Raw genomic sequence first — 19,610 nt, 5'->3', positions numbered from 1 at the left:
CAGTTGTCAGTTGTCAGTTGTCAGTTGTCAGTTGTCAGTTGTCAGTTGTCAGTTGTCAGTTGTCAGTTGTCAGTGGTAAAAATCAATATTTCCAGAGCAATCATTGGCAATTTTTAGTGGTGAGTTATTTCCGCCATCCTGCACTAGGGACTAGGGTCAGAATGGTTTAGAATCAAGGGCTTCGCCGTGATAGCGGAAGTTGAGCTTTGTCGAAACTCAGCCGAACGGTTTGGTGAAATTCAGAATGTCCTAACCGACTTTCATCGGTTGCTATATGTAGCGGCCAAGCCAATGTTTGCGACAATTAATTGGTTGTATGCAAAGTTTTTTTTCGGCAAATACTAGGACTTAGCCCTTTTTCATTTTTAATGATAGTGAAAGCCTCAAGGGTATGGCGATCGCAATGTATTCATCTATTATACAAAATTCCCAGAAATCAATCTTTTTTAAATAAAATTATTAAACGTCTATAGGTAACTCAACCCCAGCATTGGACGAAACATCTTCCTGTTGAGCGGCACTTATCGCACTCCTTCGTGCTTCTATAATTTGACCGACCTGGCGGGCAAAGCTGGGTTGACGTTCTATCATCTTATTGACAGCATCAGAAAAGATGACAATAACTTGCAAATCGTCAATAGCGGCGATCGATACCGGACTAGGTTCCCCACTAAAGAGTGTCATCTCGCCAAAGAACTCACCCAGGGAGAGAGCCATGACCTCCTGCTCCTTGTCAAAGTCGTTCGTGATAGTGATTACAGCCTGACCGGCGATGATAATGTACAAGGCATTACTGCGATCGCCCTGCCGGATAACCGTCTCTCCGGCACCAAATTTCTGTACAACGGTTCCCTTAGTTAGGTCAGCCAAGCTCTCCTGTTCTCTAGCTAGGGGCATAAAGCTAGGAATTGAGTGCAGGTTTTTTGCCCACATATTTGAAGGGCTATCTGTCTTGGTCGGCGGTTGCGTGGAATATTCATATTGATACTGATGGAGCGAGAGGTTGTTTCGCTGCGCTGCGTACCAGACTCGCGTCATAAAGCTGTCAAGTATGTGTCCCACATCCTCAAAGTTTTCTACAAAAAACTCCACCTCGTAGCTAATTGCAGTTTGATCGTAGGATTTAGTTGTAACTTCTGGCTCCGGTTCGGCCAATACTCCTGGTGTAGCCAAAGCTATACTTTTTAGCACCTGCTTGACCAAGTTGGGGGGACTATCGTAGGAGAAGCTAACACTGATGGTTTGGTTGTAAAGGCCGTCTGGTTGGCTGTAATTCCAGATTACTTCTTTGCCAATAAACTGATGAGGAACGACAACCACCTGGCGCTGGGATGTGAGCAGGCGAACAGAGCGCCAATTGATGTCAATCACTCGACCTTCGATATCTCCAACGCGCAACCAATCGCCTACCGTGAAGGGGCGCTCGAACAGAAGCGCAACGCCAGACATGATACTGCCCAATGTGTCCTGAAGCGCCAAACCGATCACAATCGAGCTAACGCCTAAAGCAGTAGCCAGACCTGCCAGATCGGCACCCCACACTGCCGCCAGCACGATCGCGCTTCCCGCCAGCACCAAAAACAGTCTAGCGAGATCGATCAGCAGTTTGGGCATTCGTGCCCGCCATGTATCTGCCTCAGCGTCTTCAAACAAGACTGCATTAATTAGGGAGAGAGAGGCGTGGATAACGGATAACCAGAACAGCGTTTCGATAATCTTTACAAAATTCCCGCGATCGTCCAGGTTAACGACATTATTAACGAACAGCATCAACACCAAGACGGGTAGGACGAGGTTCCTTACGAGTACCAATGTCGCTGCGATCGGCTTACCGTGCCTTTCTAGATGATGAATAGCCTCTCCCAGCATAATTACGAGGAGAGGGAACCCAAAGCCTATTGTTATCGCCCAAATCAACCATTCGGAGTTTGCGCTCATACTACTTATCCGATTCCCATTCCTTAGTTGCTTTAGCAGTTACTGGTTGTTGGGTACTTTTCAGTTGCCAAGCCACTAGCTTTTGTTTTCCAGGTTCTTGGATTTCCCCAACCTGCTCAAACTCGTAGAGGTCTTGCAAGCGATCGCATACGTTTTGGGACAGTAGGATAGCTCCCGCCGGGCAAGCTGACCTCAGCTGGTTGGCAGTATTGACAGTATCGCCCCAAACGTCGTAGAGCATTTTATTTTTGCCCATGATGCCCGCCACCACATCTCCTGAATTGATCCCAATTTTTAGGTCTAGGTGCAAGCCTTTTTCATAACTATATCGGCGGACAAAAGCAAGCATTTCCACAGCAAATTCTACCATGCGTTTTTCATGATCCATACGCGGCACACTCAGTCCGCAGGCTGCCATGTAACCATCCCCAATAGTTTTAATCTTATCTATACCGTATTTTTCCGCCATTTCATCGAAGGCTGTTACCATTTCATTAAGCACGGCAACAACTTCCTGCGCGGACATTAATTGATAAAGCTGGGTGAAGTGATGGAGGTCGGAGAACAAGACCGTGACATTGGAAACCTGCTCGGCGATGTTTTTCTCTCCACCTTTGAGGCGTTTGGCTATAGGCGCAGGCAGTATTCTTAAGAGTAATTTCTCATTTTCGCGATTTTTTTGTTCGATCAGATTGGCGTGATTGCGAAGGCTGCCTACTGCTTCGTTAAATGACTTAGCTAACTCTCCAAATTCATCTTTAGATTTCGATGTCACAACTGTATCAAATTCCCCTGCCCCCACCCGGCGGGCACCAGCCATTAAAGTTTTGATGGGTCTGGTAAAGATGTTGGCAAGCCACATCCCCAATAGCGTGATGATCAGCATGATTAAAGTAGCTGAAATCAAAACTCTTTTTTGAAAGTGGTCGATCGGGGCATAGGCTTCAGAAACATCTATCTTGGCGATGATAACCCACTTCAATCCATCGATTTCTAATGGCGCGTATGAATTCAAAACTGGAATACCGCGATAATCGTTGATAATCCACGTCCCCTCTTTACCTGCCAACCCTGCATCTGCTGATTTTGTTCGCACTTCCTGTAGGAGGATTGAAGTATTGTACTCTTTTATTTTGTTAATGGTCTTCTGATCGACGCCGTTGTTTTGCAGGTCTTTTGCATAACCTTCTGGGTCTTCAATCAGGAAACGGGACGCGGAACGCATTAGATAATCCTTCCCGACTAGAAAGGTTTCTCCTGATTTGCCCAGACCTATCTTTTGCCAATTATTATCATTTGTCATGATGCGGTTAACGGCATCAATGGGTAGCTGGAACGCCAAAACGCCTATCAATTCCGTTCCTTCAAAAATGGGAGAGGCGACGAATGAGGCTGGCGCTCCGTAAGACGGTTGCCAAGGCTCGAAATCGACAATCTCTACAAACTCCGTACTCTTCGCTTTTAGGGAATCAGCTAGAGCCTTGCCTAAGTTGCTCTGACTGTAGCGTCCGTCTATCAGGTTTGTGCCAAAGTCAATTTCTTTGGAAAGCATATAAACAATGTCACCCGTTGTGTCGATTAGGTACATATCGTAGTAGCCAAATCGTTCAGCTATGTTGCGAAAACGGGGATGGTAGCGGGCGTGAACACTGCTATACTTGCTTTTGTCACCCGCATCGTCAAGGAGAAATTTCTTGCCAACAGGGTTGGAGTTAGCTGCGATGTAGTTGTACTGGAGGTAACGGGTAGCAGTTTTATTGGGTATGTAGGCTTCGATTAGAGGTTTACCTTTGGTAGTTTTCGCCAGTCTGGGCAAAACTTCCTTCGTGTAGTAGGCATCGATCTTGGTGTTATACTCGGCTGGCACGTTAGCTTTGGTAAGCTCAGCGTAGGCTGCCTTAAACTCTTTCATGGCAGCAATGAACATATAGTCATCGCTAAGCGTCTGGGTATGCTGGACGAGTCTTTCAAAGTAATCTTGGATTTGATAAGTTCTAGCAGCGCGAAGGCTGGTTAATTGGCTGTAAACTCTTTCGGTGAGAAGAGCTTTACCAGAACTAGAGCAGATCAAGGTGCTGGCCCACATCGCGCCGAGGCTGACCACCAGTATCATAACTATGAATTTTGTCTTTATACTTAACAGGTTGAGAAATCGCATGGGTACATTCCTGTTATTTTTAGAGTTATTGCCGTGCAATGGTTAATTTAATACCATTTCCCCAGCTAAAGAAAATCAATACTTAGGTATAGTTAAAGTCCTGGGAAAGCCTGTACCCAAGCTCAATTCATCAACTTTTACCCTTCCCTACTTGACAAAAGTGTAGTTTTCTTAAAATATCCCGAATGGGGGAGATAAGGAGAGAGATTTTCCTGAATTGTGAAACTTTTACGATCGATCGCCTTTCCACTGGGTGACGGGTGGCTCAGTCTGGGCTAACAACCTTCCTTGCGCGATCGTATAACACACAGTCGATCGACAACGAATCGCATTATAGCGACTATCAGCATCCAACACAATTAAATTCGCAGGCTTTCCTACCTTAATACCATAATTATCTTCCAGATCTAAAGTTTTAGCTCCATGACTTGTCACCATATCGAAACAAGCATCTATCTCAGCCATCCCCGTCATCTGGCAAACATGAACCGCCATGTGCGCCACATCCAGCATATTTCCTGTCCCCAAACTATACCAGGGATCTTGGACACAATCATATCCCAAACTAACATTCAATCCGGCTTGCCACAATTCTTTTACTCGCGTCACACCTCGGCGTTTGGGATAAGTATCGGTGCGTCCTTGCAAAGTAATATTAATTAACGGATTGGCAATGAAATTAATTTGCGATCGCGTCAACAATCCCATTAACTTTCCAGCATAAGCATTATTATAAGAACCAAACGCCGTAGTATGACTCGCAGTTACTCGCGTCCCCATACCACTCCGAATTGCACAAGCTGCCACTACTTCTAAAAAACGCGATTGTTCATCATCAATTTCATCGCAGTGGATATCAATTAGGCGATTATATTTTTGCGCTAATTCAAAGATCCGATGTACCGATTTTACCCCATCTTCGCGGGTAAACTCATAGTGAGGAATTCCCCCCACCGCATCCGCACCCAACTTTAGCGCTTCTTCCAATAATTCATCATTTTTAGGATTACCATAAACACCATCTTGAGGAAAAGCCACCACTTGCAAAGTCATCCAATCTTTCACGAACTCTCGCACTTCTAACAAACCTTGCAAAGCCGTCAAACTCGGTTCGCTTACATCCGCATGACTGCGAACAAATAAAACACCTTGAGATGCTTGCTGCTTTAAAGTTTCGATTGCCCGTCTTTTCACATCTTCCAGCGTCAGACTTTGCTTCCTTTCTCTCCAAATTTCAATTCCTTCAAACAAAGTGCCAGTTTTATTCCATCGCGGTTCACCCGCAGTCAAAGCCGTATCTAAATGAATGTGCGACTCCACAAAAGGCGGACTAACCAGTTTCCCTTTTACATCAAGTTCTAGCTGTGCTATTTCCGCCAAATTAGGCGCAATAGCCGCAATTTTACCATCTTTAATCGCAATATCAACTTCGCGGTCGAGTAACCGGCAGTGGCGAAGAAGTAAATCCCAAGATGTTGCTGTCATAAATATTCCTTGCTATATGTAAAAAAAAATTAACCTAACAGGAGGGAGGAAAGTGGCTCAGCGAGCGCTGTGCCACTTTCCTCCCTCCTGGCATTACTATTGATTTTAGCAAGAGATGGAATGCGATCGCTTAATGGTACGATAGGCTATAATCAGCATTGGCCAGGAAAAGCAGATGAACTGGAAGCTTGACGAAGCGCAACAAAAACTAAGAGAGCTAATCGATGCGATCGCTAATGAACCTCAATTAATCTTTGAGCAAGACAAATTGGTTGCTGTTATTGTAGAACCTACTGTCTTTGAAGAGTTCCTAGCTTGGCATCAGCAACAAAAACCTGACTCAATAGCAGATGCCTTTGTGGAGTTGCGTCAACTATGTGCTGAAGAAGATTATATTCTAGAGACTCCTACCCGTTGCGATCGCGATAACCCTTTTGCCCTTGGAACTGCATGAGCCTTCTCTGTGATACTAACATCAAAAAAATACACCCCCATGAGAATGGAGGTGCTGCTACGAATTATCTAAAAGTAGGAAACCTTGTAGCTAAGAGCCCTATTTCCTTGATGTAGCTTGCTATTCGGAAATATTACCTGTCAGCCCGACTTCCGCCGCCGAACGACTCAATAGAGACTGCTGCCGATTCTTCATGGTTCGCTGATGATTCAGCATTAGAGAACGGGCTTTTGTTTCCACTGTACCGCGATTGGATTCGTCGTTGATATAGTTCATAGTTTTCGCCTCAAAATCAAAATGTACTCAAGTGAGGCGCGTTCCTTCGGGATGATTCCCTACTTCCGTCTCGACGAGTCTCTAACCAACTATCTGGCGGAGCTACTTGAAGAGATGAACGATTTGTTTCTGTATCTATTGTTACGGTTTATCGGCTGAATGTCAAGTTCGACATAAAACTTTACAATTAGGCCAGACTAAGCGAAATCATCGTCAGGTTTGGAAGCCTACGGCATAATCATTGATTTGCCGTAAGAGGATGTCACGCGCTAAAGTGGCAAATATAGCAAAGTCCTGAGTGCTGAGTGCTGAGTGCTGAGTGCTGAGTGCTGAGTGCTGAGTGGGGAGTAGGGAGTACTTCGGCTTTAGTACAAACACAGTGGCTTCCTTGCGGGGAATAGCTCTAGACTTTCTTAACTTATGTAAATGTGGCTGTATGAGTGACAAAAGCGAAGGTATCAAAATCGTTAGCGATAATCGCCAAGCCCGTTATCTCTACGAAATCCTAGAGACTTACGAGGCTGGGGTTGAGCTGAAGGGGACAGAAGTCAAGGCCATTCGCGAGGGCAGGTCTAACTTGCGAGATGGATACGTCCTGATTCGGAATGGCGAGGCGTGGCTGCTGAACGTCCACGTTTCTCCTCACTCAACTACTAGCCAATATTTTAACCATGAGCCGCTTCGCACGCGCAAGCTGCTGCTGCACAAGGAGGAAATCCGCAAGCTGATTGGCAAGGTGGAACAGAAGGGTTTAACCTTAGTGCCTTTGAAAATGTATTTGAAGAAGGGTTTGGTTAAAGTTACTGTCGGTCTTGGCAAAGGTAAGAAGTTGCACGATAAGCGGGAAGATGTGAAGAAACGGGATGATAAGCGCGAGATGGAACGCGCTATGAAGAATTTTTAAGTCGTTATTACACTTGTCAACACACCCGCCTGCGAATCAATTCGCAGGCTAATAGCGAAAGTCCTCCTAAGAGACAAATATGTAGGGGCACGGCGTCCGAGATATTTTGCAGTAGAAAATAAGGTTAATTATGCCGTGCCCCTACTTAGTTACCTGGTGGGGAAGATGGGAAATTAAATAGGTAAAATAATATACCAAAAGAGTAAAGGTAAGAGTTATGACTCAAGAACTCATCGATTTAAGAAAAAGCATTTTGGAAGGACGCTACGCAGATGCTTTGGTAATTGTGGATGAGTTAGAAGGAATGAGCAAACAGGCGATTCTGCGTAATATTCAATCTTATCTGAAAATCTTGTTAATTCACTTGATAAAAAACCAAGTGGAACAGCGATTAACAAATTCTTGGGCTAATTCAATTCGCAATTCAGTTAGAGAAATTAAAAAGCTGAATTTGCAAGATAACAAAACGTCTTACTACGTTAAGATAGATGAGTGGGAATCAATGCTTGACGATGAATTTGAGGAAGCAATTTCTTTAGCTAGTGAGGAAGTCAGGGATGGATATTATAGTCATTATCAGCTTTTGAATTTAGTTGATAAAGAACAGATTATGGCGACTGGTAAAAGTTTGTTATCTCTCACTTATGATTACTCGGCAAAAGAGTTATCTTCAGTGGTTAATAATTATTTGACTCAGCTTCCAGGTGGGGAAGATTGGCAAGCTGGGAGACGATGATAAATTAGTTTCTGACTTCATGCAAAATTGGGATATTTTTTACCGCAGATGAATGCGGATGAACGCAGATGTAGGCGCAGCCTTCCCGCAGGGTACGCAGATCGGAGATTTAGCTTTCTTGCTACGCAGATAAAGATGGTTTTGGAATGATTTTTCGGATATTTTTTTAGTCCACTTTACTCTATTAACCAAGGAATTTATTCCCTAGCGGGTGAATGCGCTGATGCCAAATCTAAATGAGAATTACTCTGAGTTTGAATTGTTGAATATCTATCCTCTGATTCGTTATCCACAAAATCGCGAATTACTTCGAGTAAATCATTTGAATCGAATTCTGTTTCTCGATCGAGCTTGTTTAAAAAGTCATTTGCTGCTAGTTTTAAGGCAGTGGTGAATTCAGAAATTTGAGGAATAAAAAGGGTGCGATCGCGATAAGATATTCGCACTCCTTCTTGCCAAGGTTCAAACACAATTGGTTCTGGTTCTTCCACAATTTCAACCGATATTTTTTTACCCTCTTTTACTGTTTTCAGTCCGGTGATTGAGGCATCAAACCAGGAATCTAAATAAGTTGATTTTTCCGTAATGGTTGTTGTATCATCGGTTATGGTGATATCGCCAATTGGATCGATGGGGTCGATTTTTTCTGATTCGTCAAAAGTTATTGCAATTAGCATGATTTTTACGGGTTTTTAATGTGTACTGAACGAAGATTGCCTATTTGATTTAAAACTGCTATAACTTTGACTTGTTGATTACCTATCATCACATTCTGCTCAAAAACCTGCCTACCTCCGGGAGTAGCAATTAAGCTTTCAGGACGACTGGCAATTTCTAGCCCTAGTTTCACGATATCATCTAGGGTGAGATTAGGGTCATACTTTTGGAAGTCTGGGAGATGCTTGGTGATGTGCTTTAGGTTTCTTTGGCTGACATTTTCGGAAAAATTATTAATTTTTGGTTCTCCTTAAATTTTATAAATCTTGATTATGGTACATCTCTATAATAGAATCTGACAAAATATCGGCCTATTGCTAACCTCAATGAAGGGTAGTGTAATCTTACCGAAATAGCGGAAATATCTGATATACCAACCATCCTAACCCTAGTCCTAACCAAGAAGTTCCAAGCAAAATTAGAAATGTGTGAAACTTGCTCAATGAGTTGAGTAACTCTTCCTCAGCCCAAGATAAAGCCAAAATCCCAGCAAAACTCCCAGCAATAGTCCAAGCATAAGCCCAAGCATAAGCCCAACTAAAAGCCCAACTAAAAGTCGAACTCAAAGCCAAAGCCAAAGCTCCAGCCCCAGCCCAAGCCAAAGCCCAAAGCAAAGCCCAAAGCAAAGCCCAAACCAAAGCCTCACCCAAAGCCCCACCCAAACCCCTAGCCCAAGACTGAACGAAAGCCGAAGCCGAAGCCTCACCCAAAGCCGAACTCAAAGCCAAAGCCAAAGCCAAAGTCGAAGCCAAAGCCAAAGCCCAAGCCCAAAGTGCTGAGAAGAATCCTAAAACTGCATAGCTTAACAAAACTGCTGTTAGCCAGCGCATATCCCCCCTCTTCAAACAAATCCCTGACGCGCACGATAATTAAAAATAAGGGTAAGTAATTGGGCTTTAGGGCTAAAGCCCAACTACTTACCTTATTCCTGAAGTTGGTCTTGTGGAGGCAAATTTTCAGTCGGAAAAGGTTGATAAATAGTGTAATAACTGGCAATTATGGCTATCATCATCCACCAGAGGGTATTGACTTCGGGACGATACAGAACTGTATCTACTGTACCGTGAGCTAGCAGAGCTGAAAGAGATGCGATCGCACCCATCAACCAAAATACCTCTCTGCTACCCAATTCTCGCAGACGCCGCAGTTGCAGCCAACCTTGGTTAAATGTCACCACTAATAGCCAGAGGAAACAACATAATCCAATGAGCCCCGTTTCCACCGGAACTTCCAGCCAAATGGAATAAGCACTCAAAGCGCTGAAACGGGGACGCATATATAGCGGATAAATTTTGTTAAAGGCGTTGTTGCCGGGGCCAATGCCGAGTATGGGCCGATCGCTAATCATATCTTTCACAGCAGCCCAAACATTGATGCGGAAGTTATTGCTGCTATCCCCACGACCCGCAAACATACTAAAAACGCGATCGCGCAACGGGTCTACAAACACAATTCCCAAAACCAATATCCCAGCCAAACTTCCGAGTAGTACCGGCAGCGACCATACTCTCCAAAAACGAGGTAAATGGATACTCAACCAATAAATCAACAATATCAAAAAGGCGAAGAGCAGAACTACAAACCCAATCCAACCGCCGCGACTGAAAGTTAGAATCAAACAAGCTGAATTTACGACAAACATCGTTACGGCCAAAGCTTTGGGAACAAAGCCACGCCAAGCAAAAACAGCTGCTAGACTTAAAGCGATCGCAGGCAGCAGATAAGCAGCAAGTAAATTCGGATTTCCCAAATAACTATAAACTCGCGTAGTTTTAGCTAAAGGAGATTCTGGATCGACCCAAGTTGCCAGCGCCGTTGCCCCAAAAAACCACTGTCGCAGACCGTAAACGCTGACAATTAGCGCTATATGTAAGTACAGAGCAATTAACCAAGAACGAACGCGAGGCGATCGCAAAACCCTTGCCATCACCGCAAACAGCAGCAGATAAAGCGTTAGCTTCACCAATCCCGTCAACGCCGCTACCTTCACTGGCGACAAAGCCGTCGCCACCACAGAAATGCTCCAATAAAGCAATACCAGCAAATGAATCGGCGTAAATTTGGGAATCGAGAATTGGGAATTGGGAATTGCTAATTCTTCTGTCGAGACGGCCCCAACTTCATCTGATAGGGTCAGCAGGACCCAAAAGACCGCTATGGCAATCAACAACACTCCGATCAAATCGTTAGACACAAAGGGAGCCAGCGCAAACACCAGGCTTATCAATAACGCGCCTAAAGTCTCTCCCCACTGCATTAACCAGCTACCTTGTCGCCAAGCTTGCAGCAGACCTACCAAACGGTACAAATAACTAGCACTGCGCCACCGATACAGCCGCAGATTAGACAGAGTAAATTGTTGCCAAACAGCGTTCATGTATTCATTGTATTGAGATCTCAAAGCAAGAAAGCGACTGTGTTTGTACTCAACACTCAGCACTCAACACTTAGCACTTAGCACTCAGCACTCAGCACTTTCCTATACTTAGATATTTTGATCTGCTTCTGTTAGCATTGGCAAGATGGCAACATATCTAAATCCAGACTCTGGTGAGCCTTGAATAGAGATTTGTCCACCATGTATTTGAGCCAAGTGACAGCTGAGCAGTAGCCCCAAGTTTTCAGAAGATTGATTGAATATATTATTCTGGACAGGTTCTAGCTCCTCAGCAGCAATCAGAGCTTTTTGATCGGATTTAGTCCAGTCAGTTCGATCAGTTGTTTCAAAAGGCAGCAACGATTCTGGCTTCTTATACTCAGCATCGTTCTCAAATGGTAAGTCTTCCGAGTAACTTGTCACAGATGCAAACGATGATTTGTAAAAGTAGGGGTCTAGATTGGGGAGACCCTCTCCCAGCCAGGGGTGAGAAACCCAAATAGCAATGTTTAATCCTGAAAGCTTGCGAGAGATATGAATGCGAACAATACTACCAGAATCAACCGTTTGCAACACGCTTGATACCAAGTGATAAAGCATTTGTCGAACTTTGTCCTTATCCAGTTGCCAGATGCGATTTCCAGGTTCTACGGAAAGACGAATCTGTTGCCCTCGGCGATGGGCACTTTCTTCTAGAGTAGCGATCGCCTGCTGGCACAGCATTTCTATATCAACAGCAGTAACATTCAGTTTTGTATTACCGGAGTCCAGCGATCCGAGTGCCAATATTTCGTTTACCAGGGACAGTAAATACTGACCGCTATGCTGAATAATCTCCACATATTCTTTCTGTTTGGTTGTCAGCGGCCCATAAATCTCCCGGCCTAGAACACTAGCCATCCCCATAACTGAGGTCAGCGGTGTCCGCAGTTCCTGGGTCAGCTGCCCCAGCAATTTAACTTGTATTTGATTGGTGTCAAGCTGCTCCCTTGGTAAAGTTGTAGAGGTCATTTGCGTGCTGAGATTGACCATTACCCCTGGAGTAGTATCTTTCAGGAGACGATTGCGCTCAAATTCACTCATAATCCAGCGGGCCATGAGTTCCAAAAACTCAACTTCCTTGTCGGTAAAGGAACGCGGCATCCGTTCCATCACCGCAAGTGTACCCAGGCAATGTCCGGTAGATGTTAATAAAGGCACTCCCAAGTAGGCGCGGATACCATAATGCTGAACTAATAAACTCTTAGCAAAAAGTGGCAGGGCGATCGCATCGGTAATCGCCAACACCTTATGACTGTCTACCACATAAGTGCAAAAAGATTCTTGGCGCAACAATTGACGCGATGCTGCCAGCTGATTCATCAACCCTAACCTGGATAACCCGACAGCCGACTTAAACCATTGACGGTCTTTGTCCATGATGCCCAAAATGCAAATGGGTGCATCCAAAAAATGGGCGGCTGTCTGAGTCGCTTCATCGAAAATTGGTATCGTTTCTGCTTCCAGCAATCCTGACTCTGCCAAGGCTAGGAGGCGTTGTTGTTCTCGTGTTTGAGGTGTCAAACCATTCAAACTGCTAAAGAGACTGTTTTCAGGGTTTACCATGCTAACCGCTACCCCTATAGTTGCTGATTTTTTCATTTGGTTTGGCTGCTACCGCAGACAAAGAGCTATCCTTAAAATTCCCCAAGTGGATTCGTAACGAACAGGTTTTGGGGAAATATTCCTAGAAGAGAGCGTGAATCTGAGCAAACCCTGCTGGAAATTTGCTTGCATTAGCCTGAAATGGGTGGACTAGACCAGGCTGGGTGAGATAGGAGGGAAGCGATCGTCCGCACTCCTCGTAGCTGATTGGAGAGGGGTAAATGACCTCTGGGGGCGCTGAGATCCCAGGTAAATTCATGGGGATATCGCGTCCAGTTATTGCCAGTTTTCCAGCCGATTTTGGGCCATAATTTGTCCCAGTTTTTGCCCAGGGAGAGCCAAATTTCTCGCTGTACCGAAAAGCCAAACTTGCCTTCGGAGTATGTCAGCCAGAGGTTGTTGATGGTTTGCAGATCTTCGGTGGAGAAGTTCTCTATCTCGGTAAAATACAACCATTTTCTTTGCACCGCTGCCTCACCAGCAAGTTCGCACAGCAATTGCAGGGTCATTCGATCGGCTGCTTGAAAGTCCTGCTGGGCTAGCAGCTGTTGCAGTGGCCTGTAATCAATGTTGCGTTCTGAATTCAACGGTACGATACTGGTGTTCATTGCTAATTGGTCATCGCTCATCGGTTATTTGTCAAGTTTGATTGGTTATGGGCGCTGTTAGATTGTTTTTCCCCATTAGACAAAAGAATTTGGCTCTTTGAGAGTTTTTATGCTTTTGTTCAATAAATAAATAACATTTTTATGCCTCTGCTCCTCTGCCCCTCTTACTCCCTCCTCTCTGCTCCTCTGCTCAAATACTCTACCCCTAGTTTGGCAAACTCTTCACTTAACAGCCTGCAAAATGCGATTAATTATACCAGTTGTAGAGGTTGGTATTTCTATTTTGATTAACTCGATTCTGCCTCCGTAGGCTTGAACAATCGGTGCTTCTGGTAGTGTTTCTATGCGGTAGTCGCCTCCTTTGACATAAAGATCGGGTTTGAGTGTTTCTATGAGTTGAGTGGCTGTGGTCTGGTCAAAAATTACTACTCCATCTACTGGCTTGAGGGCGGCCAGTAATTCGGCCCGCTGGATGTCTGGCACTAGAGGTCGCTGTGGGTGTCCAGGGGTATGGGGTTTGATGGTTTGTACAGACCGATCGCTATTTAACCCTACAATCAGCGATCGCCCCAAGGATTTTGCTACTTGTAAATAACGGAGATGTCCCACATGGAGCAAGTCAAAGCAGCCATTGGTAAATACCAAGGGTCGCCATAGCTGGGGATCTTGCGCGATCGTCTCCTGTAGTTCCGCTAAGCTGTAAAGATTGGGAATCATATACTACTCCTTATACCGCTCAATGCGATCGTCTAATTCACCCAGTGCTGACAAAAAGATAAACGGCACCAATTGGCCCTCACGGGTGGCTCGCAGTCTACAGCAAAATTCAAATCCGTCCATTCCCGGCATCATCACCTCAGAAATGACCAAATCTGGGCGATTATTGGCAAAAGCTGCCAAGCCTTTCTCACCGGAATCCGCATTTTCTACAACGTATTCTTGTTTTTCCAGATAGCCAGTCAATACGGTGAGTGAGATTCGATCGTCATCAACTACCAAAATGCGTTTCATCTAAAACCTCACGGACGATTTATGGAATTTCATGGGTGGAACGTTTAGTGCAAAAAGTTTATACCGAGCTGCTATTAACCAAAATATCTGGTAGCTTATTAAGGCTCAGCGGCAAGATGAAGTTTTTACCATTCCGATCGCCGCTGCCTAGTTATTAGGAGACGCTACCAGTATGTATGAAAAAATAACTCCTCCCGATACAGGTTCTCGCATCACCTTCAGTAACGGCGAACCAATCGTTCCAGACAATCCCATCATTCCCTTCATTCGCGGAGATGGTACTGGCGTGGACATTTGGCCTGCCGCCCAAAAGACGATCGATGCTGCCGTCCAATCTGCCTATAATGGCAAACGGCAAATCAGCTGGTTTAAAGTCTACGCTGGTGACGAAGCTTGCGAAAAGTACGGCACTTACCAGTATTTACCTCAAGATACCCTTGATGCGATTAAAGAATACGGTATTGCCATCAAAGGGCCGCTGACAACGCCGATTGGCGGTGGCATCCGTTCTTTAAATGTGGCGCTGCGGCAAATCTTTGACCTCTACGCCTGTATCCGTCCCTGTCGGTACTATACAGGTACGCCCTCGCCTCACAAAACTCCCGAAAAACTGGATGTTATTGTCTATCGAGAAAATACAGAAGATATTTACTTGGGAATTGAGTGGCGACAAGGTAGCGAGATTGCCGATAAATTGATTGCGTTTCTGAATAACGAATTGATCCCAGCTACTCCCGAACACGGCAAAAAACAGATTCCCCTCGACTCTGGTATCGGCATCAAACCGATCAGCAAAACTGGTTCCCAGCGCCTTGTCCGCCGTGCTATGCAGCACGCCTTGCGTTTGCCCAAAAATAAGCAGCAGGTAACCTTGGTGCATAAGGGCAATATTATGAAATATACGGAAGGCGCTTTCCGAGATTGGGGTTACGAACTAGCTACTACTGAATTTCGGGCCCAGTGCGTAACCGAACGGGAATCCTGGATTCTCACTAACAAGGAGAAAAACGCAGATATCACCCTAGAAGAAAATGCGCGTCAAATCGAGCCCGGTTATGACTCTCTGACAGCCCAAAAGCAAGCTGCTATCTGCGGCGAAATCGAAAATGTCCTGAATGCCATCTGGGAAACTCACGGGAACGGACAGTGGAAAAATAAGGTGATGGTGAACGATCGCATCGCCGATAGCATTTTCCAACAAATCCAGACGCGACCGGATGAGTACTCTATCCTGGCTACGATGAACTTAAATGGAGATTATCTCTCCGATGCCGCTGCTGCAATTGTCGGTGGGCTGGGCATGGGGCCAGGAGCTAATATTGGCGATACCTGCGCTATTTTTGAGGCAACCCACGGCACGGCACCCAAGCACGCCGGTTTGGATCGAATTAACCCCGGTTCGGTGATTCTGTCTGGCGTGATGATGCTGGAGTTCATGGGCTGGCAAGAGGCGGCTGATTTAATTAAGAAGGGTATTGGGGATGCGATCGTCAACCGTGAGGTAACTTATGATTTAGCTCGGTTGATGGAGCCTCCAGTCGATCCGCCCCTCAAGTGTTCTGAATTTGCCGAAGCGGTAATTAAGCACTACCACTAGGGAAGATTGATTTTGGATGAAAGGATTTTGGATTTTGGATTGAATAAATCTGAAATCTAAAATTCTGCTTAGGAATTTAGCGATCGCAAATTCTGTACCTCCTCAAGGCTAAGTCCCGTGCTTTGACTGATGGTTTCATCATCGAGTCTATCTAATAATTGTCGTGCGATCGCGATCGCTTTTTCTCGCATTCCTTCTTCGCGTCCTTCTTCGCGTCCTTCTTCGCGTCCTTCTTCGCGTCCTTCTTCGCGTCCTTCTTCGCGTCCTTCTTTGCGTCCAAGAGAGATAGCCCCTTGTTGATCGTACACAAACATTTCCCTTCGTTCCAAGTCTTCTAGTTCTTCCCGGCTTAAATTGACTTGATTGGCAATTCCAAAAGCTTTATGAATTTCGGGAATGCTGTCTATTGTTTCGGGAACATCAGTTAGCGTTCTGGCATATTTCATGAAATAAATCCATTTATCTGTTAAGGTTTCTAGTTCCTCCTGTTCTTTGGTAAACTTCGGTAACTCAATGAACACTAACTGGATGTTATTGTCAGTATATTTCAAATTAGTACTTTCTTCTTTATAGACAAAGCGAGAAATCATGAGATCGCTGTTTTTAAACATCTCAAAATCCGTAATAGTTAAAGCTATCACTGGTTTGAGCATTCGATAGCCTCCTCCCGCCTCTAATTGAAAGGCGTAAGTTTTCGCCGCGTTGTACAAAACACGTTTGCCAAAAGACTCTACATTTAATACCTGCATTTCAATAATCACCAGTGTACCATCTTTGAGTTTGGCTTGCACATCCAGGTAAGTATCTTTCAAACCTTGGATTCTTGGTGGTAGGTTAGGGTTAATAATTTCCAAATCTTCAATGATAGAAACGCCATCATAAATCATCGCGTTGAGAAAGCTAATGAGAATGTCTTTGCTTTCAGATGAACCAAAGATTTTCTTGAAGGCGTAATCAGTTTTAGGGTTAATGAAAATCATAACGTTTGTTCAATGGCGAATAGAACTGGAGAATTGATCGCTCCACAATCTTGAGCAAATTTTGAGTTATTGTCCTAAACCGACAAGAGTAGTTACTATAAATACTCGCTCTTGAATTGCCAGAAAAAGCGTGAGATCGAGCTTTTTAACAGTTAGTACTGTTCGGGCTTAAATTAGGGATTTGAGAACGTATTGATCTGTCCTCCACCGATGTTTTGCCCCGGAATAGCACGGGGAACCGAGAAATTAGGCGGGGATTGCACTTGAGAAGGCTGGGCTGCTGGATTGCCGAAATTAGAATTGTATCCTGGGTTCGAGAATCCATTGCCCGGAGTGGCATTCTGAAAAGGAGATTGACCCAAGTTGCTAGGTGTCAGTGAAGGACTCACCTGTGCCGCTGGTGGTAAGCCGGGTACTGCTTGGGGTTGATTTAAGTAAGTGTAAGAATTGGGAGGATTGCTACTGCTAGTCGGCGGTACGTTATAGCCTGTTGCACCTGGAACTGGAGATGCTGACCCATAACTCTGTCCGGGGATAGATGAGTAACCCGCCGTACCGGGGTATTGCTGGGCTGGTGCAGTAACTTGTCCTGGTATACCTGAAGTGGATTGTGTAGGCGTTTGGTTGCTGCCGCTGTTTTGCCCCAATTTGTCTGTAGGATCTGGTGTGGCGATCGTATTGCCAGTATTTAAGCGGTCTAATGCGGACTGCAAGGGGTTTGCTGGTGCTGTAGTGGGATTTTGAAGGGTTGGTTGTTTGCCAGCGTCTATGCGGTCTAGTGCTGATTGCAATGGGCTTAACGGTGCTGAATTAGGGCTAACGGCAGGATTAGCTGCACTACCAGCGCCTAAGTTAGAAGATGGTGGGGTAACGGAGTTTCCTGAAGGTAGCGTCCCGCTGTTATTGAGGGGATCTTGTGACTTGATCGCAAATGGATTGGTAATGCTTGATTGTCCTGCTAATTTCTCCGTTCCCGATGAGCCTGATGATTTTTGGGCATCAGCAGCTTCCTTCTGTTTGATGAAATCATCAAATAAACCCTGCTGTTTTTCGGTTTCTGCTGGGACAACTTGGAAGGGTTCTGAATTAGCCAAATCTTTTTCCAGTACCGACAAGGTATCTATGTCAGCCCCGATCGCCTTGTCTTCATCAGAAACTGTTGGCTCGACAGATGTATTGATGGGACTGGTAGTCTCTTGATTATCGCTGAAAACCAGCCACTCTGGGTGGGTGAAGTAGGCCCAAGTAGAGAAACCTACTAGGGATATAATCGTTGCTGTTCCCCAAACCATAGGCCAAAATAAAGGCCGTAGCCGAGCTTTGAAGTAGCGGAGGGGGGCAGGAGGCCGATTAGGATGTGACATGGCAGGAGTGCAGGTTACAGTTAGCACGACAAGAGTGAATTTGTCTATATTTATGATAGCTTCGATCGCCCCCTCTTTGCCATTTTAGATTTTAGACTTTAAATTAAATTTTCCCTCTTCCCTCTTCCCTCTTCCCTCTAGCCCCTAGCGAGAGATTCTGAACAATAGCCAGATTCCCGTTCCCAAGCCGAACAAGTTTGGCAACCAAGCCGCCATCCAATCAGTCAGGAAGCCGCTCAAACCCAAAGCATCGCCGATCGTCCTCAGCAAGTAGTAAGCAAAAATAATTAAGACGCTGATACCAAATCCTGTTGCTTTACTGGTTCGTTGCGGCTTGGTTCCCAAAACTGCGCCTACTAAACCAAAGACAAGACAAGCAAAAGGTAGGGCTATTTTTTGTTGCATACGGACTTTCAGCTTGCGAATCTCTTTGTAGTCATTGCTTGGCATGATTAATTTTAGCTGCTCTTGCACTTGTGCAATGTTCATATCGTCAGCTTTCCGCCCTTTGCGGGCAAAATCTAACGGAGCGCGGGATAGTTGCAATTGGTGGTGTTCAAACCGCAAAATGTTGCGATATGAACTATCGGCAGATATTACATAGATAGTGCCGTTGAAGAAGTCCCAGGTGTTTTCGGCGATATTCCAACGGGCTGATTCTGAGACTACTATTTGATTGACTCCGGTTTTGGATCGATCGACTATAGTCAAGTTCTTCATCAGTTCGCCATTAAATTCTTCGGCGTAGAACAAGCGCTTCAAAATTTCCTTCTTTTCGCCATTTGGTTGGTCTACTTCGCCAAATTCTGGATAAATGATGTTATTTTCCTGAAAATCTTTCCTATCTGCATTCAACGCGCTGTCTAGAATAACGCTCGCCTCATAATTAGCCGCAGGTACGACGAATTCGTTAAAAGCAAAAGTGATGACAGTTACAATCAAACTCATCACGATCGCAGGCAAAATCAGCCGATAGATACTAACGCCACAGCTGCGTAGGGCTATCAGTTCGCTGTCGCTAGAGAGGCGAATGTAAGTAATTAAGGTTGCCAGCAACATCGAAGCTGGCAAGGCAAATGCGATGAAAAAGGGCATTTTTAACAGAAAAACTTTCATCGCAGTTGACAGAGGTAGCCCTGCATCTGTGATTTTTCGGATCAGTTCGAGAGATCCGATCGCCACCCCAATGGAAGAGAAAAGTGACACCCCAAACAGAAATGGTGCTAGCAGTTCGGCTACCAGGTAGCGATCCATGATCGAGACACCGAAAGTTAGGAATCTGAGTGGGTTATACTGGGTGACGATTTTCATAATTCACGATATCAATCCAAAATCCTCTCATCGTTTCATCTAAAATCGAT

Annotated in this window: 19 protein-coding genes, 1 pseudogene and 1 riboswitch; of the genes and pseudogenes, 4 read left to right on the top strand and 16 right to left on the bottom strand. The window is 45.0% G+C overall.

What is annotated here, in order from left to right; translation table 11 throughout:
- Positions 1 to 459: 459 nt before the first annotated feature.
- The 3 genes from LAY57_RS19765 to codA all read right to left on the bottom strand — a co-directional run bounded on the left by LAY57_RS19765 (position 460) and on the right by codA (position 5,581).
- A complete protein-coding gene (locus tag LAY57_RS19765) occupies positions 460 to 1,938 on the bottom strand; it encodes a mechanosensitive ion channel family protein (protein WP_249068535.1) in 1,479 nt (492 codons plus the stop codon).
- A gap of 1 nt (position 1,939) precedes the next feature.
- Positions 1,940 to 4,096, bottom strand: coding sequence for an adenylate/guanylate cyclase domain-containing protein (locus tag LAY57_RS19760; protein ID WP_249068534.1), 2,157 nt, complete (start codon positions 4,094 to 4,096; stop codon positions 1,940 to 1,942).
- A gap of 228 nt (positions 4,097 to 4,324) precedes the next feature.
- Positions 4,325 to 5,581 (bottom strand): cytosine deaminase, encoded by a 1,257-nt coding sequence (codA, locus tag LAY57_RS19755; protein WP_249068533.1) that lies wholly within the window; start codon positions 5,579 to 5,581, stop codon positions 4,325 to 4,327.
- A gap of 175 nt (positions 5,582 to 5,756) precedes the next feature.
- Here codA and LAY57_RS19750 point away from each other — a divergent pair, with 175 nt between their 5' ends.
- A complete protein-coding gene (locus tag LAY57_RS19750) occupies positions 5,757 to 6,035 on the top strand; it encodes a prevent-host-death protein (protein WP_249068532.1) in 279 nt (92 codons plus the stop codon).
- A 120-nt stretch (positions 6,036 to 6,155) separates the two neighbouring features.
- Here LAY57_RS19750 and LAY57_RS19745 read toward each other — a convergent pair whose 3' ends face one another.
- Together LAY57_RS19745 and LAY57_RS19740 are read right to left on the bottom strand one after the other, a co-directional pair.
- A complete protein-coding gene (locus LAY57_RS19745) occupies positions 6,156 to 6,311 on the bottom strand; it encodes a hypothetical protein (RefSeq protein WP_249068531.1) in 156 nt (51 codons plus the stop codon).
- Positions 6,312 to 6,346: 35 nt separating this feature from the next.
- Positions 6,347 to 6,434, bottom strand: a riboswitch (Glutamine riboswitch).
- A gap of 90 nt (positions 6,435 to 6,524) precedes the next feature.
- Complete coding sequence (locus tag LAY57_RS19740) at positions 6,525 to 6,689, bottom strand: hypothetical protein (RefSeq protein WP_249068530.1); 165 nt, start codon at positions 6,687 to 6,689, stop codon at positions 6,525 to 6,527.
- A 58-nt stretch (positions 6,690 to 6,747) separates the two neighbouring features.
- Here LAY57_RS19740 and smpB point away from each other — a divergent pair, with 58 nt between their 5' ends.
- Both smpB and LAY57_RS19730 read left to right on the top strand, forming a co-directional pair.
- Positions 6,748 to 7,215 carry an SsrA-binding protein SmpB gene (gene smpB / locus LAY57_RS19735; protein ID WP_249068529.1) on the top strand — a complete coding sequence of 156 codons (468 nt, stop codon included), beginning with the start codon at positions 6,748 to 6,750 and terminating at the stop codon, positions 7,213 to 7,215.
- A 217-nt stretch (positions 7,216 to 7,432) separates the two neighbouring features.
- On the top strand, positions 7,433 to 7,951 hold the full coding sequence (locus LAY57_RS19730; RefSeq protein WP_249068528.1) for a DUF29 family protein: 519 nt from the start codon (positions 7,433 to 7,435) through the stop codon (positions 7,949 to 7,951).
- 197 nt (positions 7,952 to 8,148) lie between these two features.
- On the opposite strand, the gene LAY57_RS19725 is transcribed toward LAY57_RS19730, so the two are convergent.
- The 8 genes and pseudogenes from LAY57_RS19725 to LAY57_RS19690 all read right to left on the bottom strand — a co-directional run bounded on the left by LAY57_RS19725 (position 8,149) and on the right by LAY57_RS19690 (position 14,308).
- Complete coding sequence (locus LAY57_RS19725; RefSeq protein ID WP_249068527.1) at positions 8,149 to 8,628, bottom strand: hypothetical protein; 480 nt, start codon at positions 8,626 to 8,628, stop codon at positions 8,149 to 8,151.
- Positions 8,629 to 8,633: 5 nt separating this feature from the next.
- Positions 8,634 to 8,801 carry a hypothetical protein gene (locus LAY57_RS19720; protein ID WP_249068526.1) on the bottom strand — a complete coding sequence of 56 codons (168 nt, stop codon included), beginning with the start codon at positions 8,799 to 8,801 and terminating at the stop codon, positions 8,634 to 8,636.
- 211 nt (positions 8,802 to 9,012) lie between these two features.
- A complete protein-coding gene (locus LAY57_RS19715; protein WP_249068525.1) occupies positions 9,013 to 9,498 on the bottom strand; it encodes a hypothetical protein in 486 nt (161 codons plus the stop codon).
- Between the two features lie 92 nt (positions 9,499 to 9,590).
- Positions 9,591 to 11,045 carry an IctB family putative bicarbonate transporter gene (locus LAY57_RS19710; RefSeq protein ID WP_249068524.1) on the bottom strand — a complete coding sequence of 485 codons (1,455 nt, stop codon included), beginning with the start codon at positions 11,043 to 11,045 and terminating at the stop codon, positions 9,591 to 9,593.
- Between the two features lie 108 nt (positions 11,046 to 11,153).
- A complete protein-coding gene (locus LAY57_RS19705; RefSeq protein WP_249068523.1) occupies positions 11,154 to 12,650 on the bottom strand; it encodes a GAF domain-containing sensor histidine kinase in 1,497 nt (498 codons plus the stop codon).
- A gap of 170 nt (positions 12,651 to 12,820) precedes the next feature.
- Positions 12,821 to 13,291, bottom strand: a pseudogene (locus LAY57_RS19700) (GUN4 domain-containing protein); the annotation flags it as partial.
- A gap of 228 nt (positions 13,292 to 13,519) precedes the next feature.
- Positions 13,520 to 14,014: an adenylyltransferase/cytidyltransferase family protein gene (locus LAY57_RS19695; protein WP_249068522.1), complete on the bottom strand. Its 495-nt coding sequence runs from the start codon at positions 14,012 to 14,014 to the stop codon at positions 13,520 to 13,522.
- A 3-nt stretch (positions 14,015 to 14,017) separates the two neighbouring features.
- Positions 14,018 to 14,308 carry a response regulator gene (locus tag LAY57_RS19690; protein WP_249068521.1) on the bottom strand — a complete coding sequence of 97 codons (291 nt, stop codon included), beginning with the start codon at positions 14,306 to 14,308 and terminating at the stop codon, positions 14,018 to 14,020.
- Between the two features lie 172 nt (positions 14,309 to 14,480).
- On the opposite strand from LAY57_RS19690, the gene LAY57_RS19685 reads away from it, so the two are divergent.
- Positions 14,481 to 15,905 (top strand): NADP-dependent isocitrate dehydrogenase, encoded by a 1,425-nt coding sequence (locus tag LAY57_RS19685; RefSeq protein WP_249068520.1) that lies wholly within the window; start codon positions 14,481 to 14,483, stop codon positions 15,903 to 15,905.
- Positions 15,906 to 15,973: 68 nt separating this feature from the next.
- On the opposite strand, the gene LAY57_RS19680 is transcribed toward LAY57_RS19685, so the two are convergent.
- From LAY57_RS19680 to LAY57_RS19670, 3 genes are all read right to left on the bottom strand, one after another.
- Positions 15,974 to 16,885, bottom strand: coding sequence for an Rpn family recombination-promoting nuclease/putative transposase (locus LAY57_RS19680; protein WP_249068519.1), 912 nt, complete (start codon positions 16,883 to 16,885; stop codon positions 15,974 to 15,976).
- Positions 16,886 to 17,058: 173 nt separating this feature from the next.
- Positions 17,059 to 18,249 carry a hypothetical protein gene (locus LAY57_RS19675; RefSeq protein ID WP_249068518.1) on the bottom strand — a complete coding sequence of 397 codons (1,191 nt, stop codon included), beginning with the start codon at positions 18,247 to 18,249 and terminating at the stop codon, positions 17,059 to 17,061.
- Positions 18,250 to 18,393: 144 nt separating this feature from the next.
- On the bottom strand, positions 18,394 to 19,560 hold the full coding sequence (locus tag LAY57_RS19670) for an LptF/LptG family permease (protein WP_249068517.1): 1,167 nt from the start codon (positions 19,558 to 19,560) through the stop codon (positions 18,394 to 18,396).
- Between the last annotated feature and the right edge of the window lie 50 nt (positions 19,561 to 19,610).

The organism is Argonema antarcticum A004/B2, assembly GCF_023333585.1.
GTDB classification, from domain to species: domain Bacteria; phylum Cyanobacteriota; class Cyanobacteriia; order Cyanobacteriales; family Aerosakkonemataceae; genus Argonema; species Argonema antarcticum.
The sequence above is the reverse complement of the archived record's forward strand: the minus strand, read 5'-3'. Positions and strand labels throughout refer to the sequence as shown.

Bases quoted from the DNA above. Each gene is read 5' to 3' on its own strand.
- LAY57_RS19765 (WP_249068535.1), bottom strand. From the start codon at position 1,938: ATGAGCGCAAACTCCGAATGGTTGATTTGGGCGATAACAATAGGCTTT.
- LAY57_RS19760 (WP_249068534.1), bottom strand. From the start codon at position 4,096: ATGCGATTTCTCAACCTGTTAAGTATAAAGACAAAATTCATAGTTATG.
- codA (WP_249068533.1), bottom strand. From the start codon at position 5,581: ATGACAGCAACATCTTGGGATTTACTTCTTCGCCACTGCCGGTTACTC.
- LAY57_RS19750 (WP_249068532.1), top strand. From the start codon at position 5,757: ATGAACTGGAAGCTTGACGAAGCGCAACAAAAACTAAGAGAGCTAATC.
- LAY57_RS19745 (WP_249068531.1), bottom strand. From the start codon at position 6,311: ATGAACTATATCAACGACGAATCCAATCGCGGTACAGTGGAAACAAAA.
- smpB (WP_249068529.1), top strand. From the start codon at position 6,748: ATGAGTGACAAAAGCGAAGGTATCAAAATCGTTAGCGATAATCGCCAA.
- LAY57_RS19730 (WP_249068528.1), top strand. From the start codon at position 7,433: ATGACTCAAGAACTCATCGATTTAAGAAAAAGCATTTTGGAAGGACGC.
- LAY57_RS19725 (WP_249068527.1), bottom strand. From the start codon at position 8,628: ATGCTAATTGCAATAACTTTTGACGAATCAGAAAAAATCGACCCCATC.
- LAY57_RS19715 (WP_249068525.1), bottom strand. From the start codon at position 9,498: ATGCGCTGGCTAACAGCAGTTTTGTTAAGCTATGCAGTTTTAGGATTC.
- LAY57_RS19710 (WP_249068524.1), bottom strand. From the start codon at position 11,045: ATGAACGCTGTTTGGCAACAATTTACTCTGTCTAATCTGCGGCTGTAT.
- LAY57_RS19705 (WP_249068523.1), bottom strand. From the start codon at position 12,650: ATGGTAAACCCTGAAAACAGTCTCTTTAGCAGTTTGAATGGTTTGACA.
- LAY57_RS19695 (WP_249068522.1), bottom strand. From the start codon at position 14,014: ATGATTCCCAATCTTTACAGCTTAGCGGAACTACAGGAGACGATCGCG.
- LAY57_RS19690 (WP_249068521.1), bottom strand. From the start codon at position 14,308: ATGAAACGCATTTTGGTAGTTGATGACGATCGAATCTCACTCACCGTA.
- LAY57_RS19685 (WP_249068520.1), top strand. From the start codon at position 14,481: ATGTATGAAAAAATAACTCCTCCCGATACAGGTTCTCGCATCACCTTC.
- LAY57_RS19680 (WP_249068519.1), bottom strand. From the start codon at position 16,885: ATGATTTTCATTAACCCTAAAACTGATTACGCCTTCAAGAAAATCTTT.
- LAY57_RS19675 (WP_249068518.1), bottom strand. From the start codon at position 18,249: ATGTCACATCCTAATCGGCCTCCTGCCCCCCTCCGCTACTTCAAAGCT.
- LAY57_RS19670 (WP_249068517.1), bottom strand. From the start codon at position 19,560: ATGAAAATCGTCACCCAGTATAACCCACTCAGATTCCTAACTTTCGGT.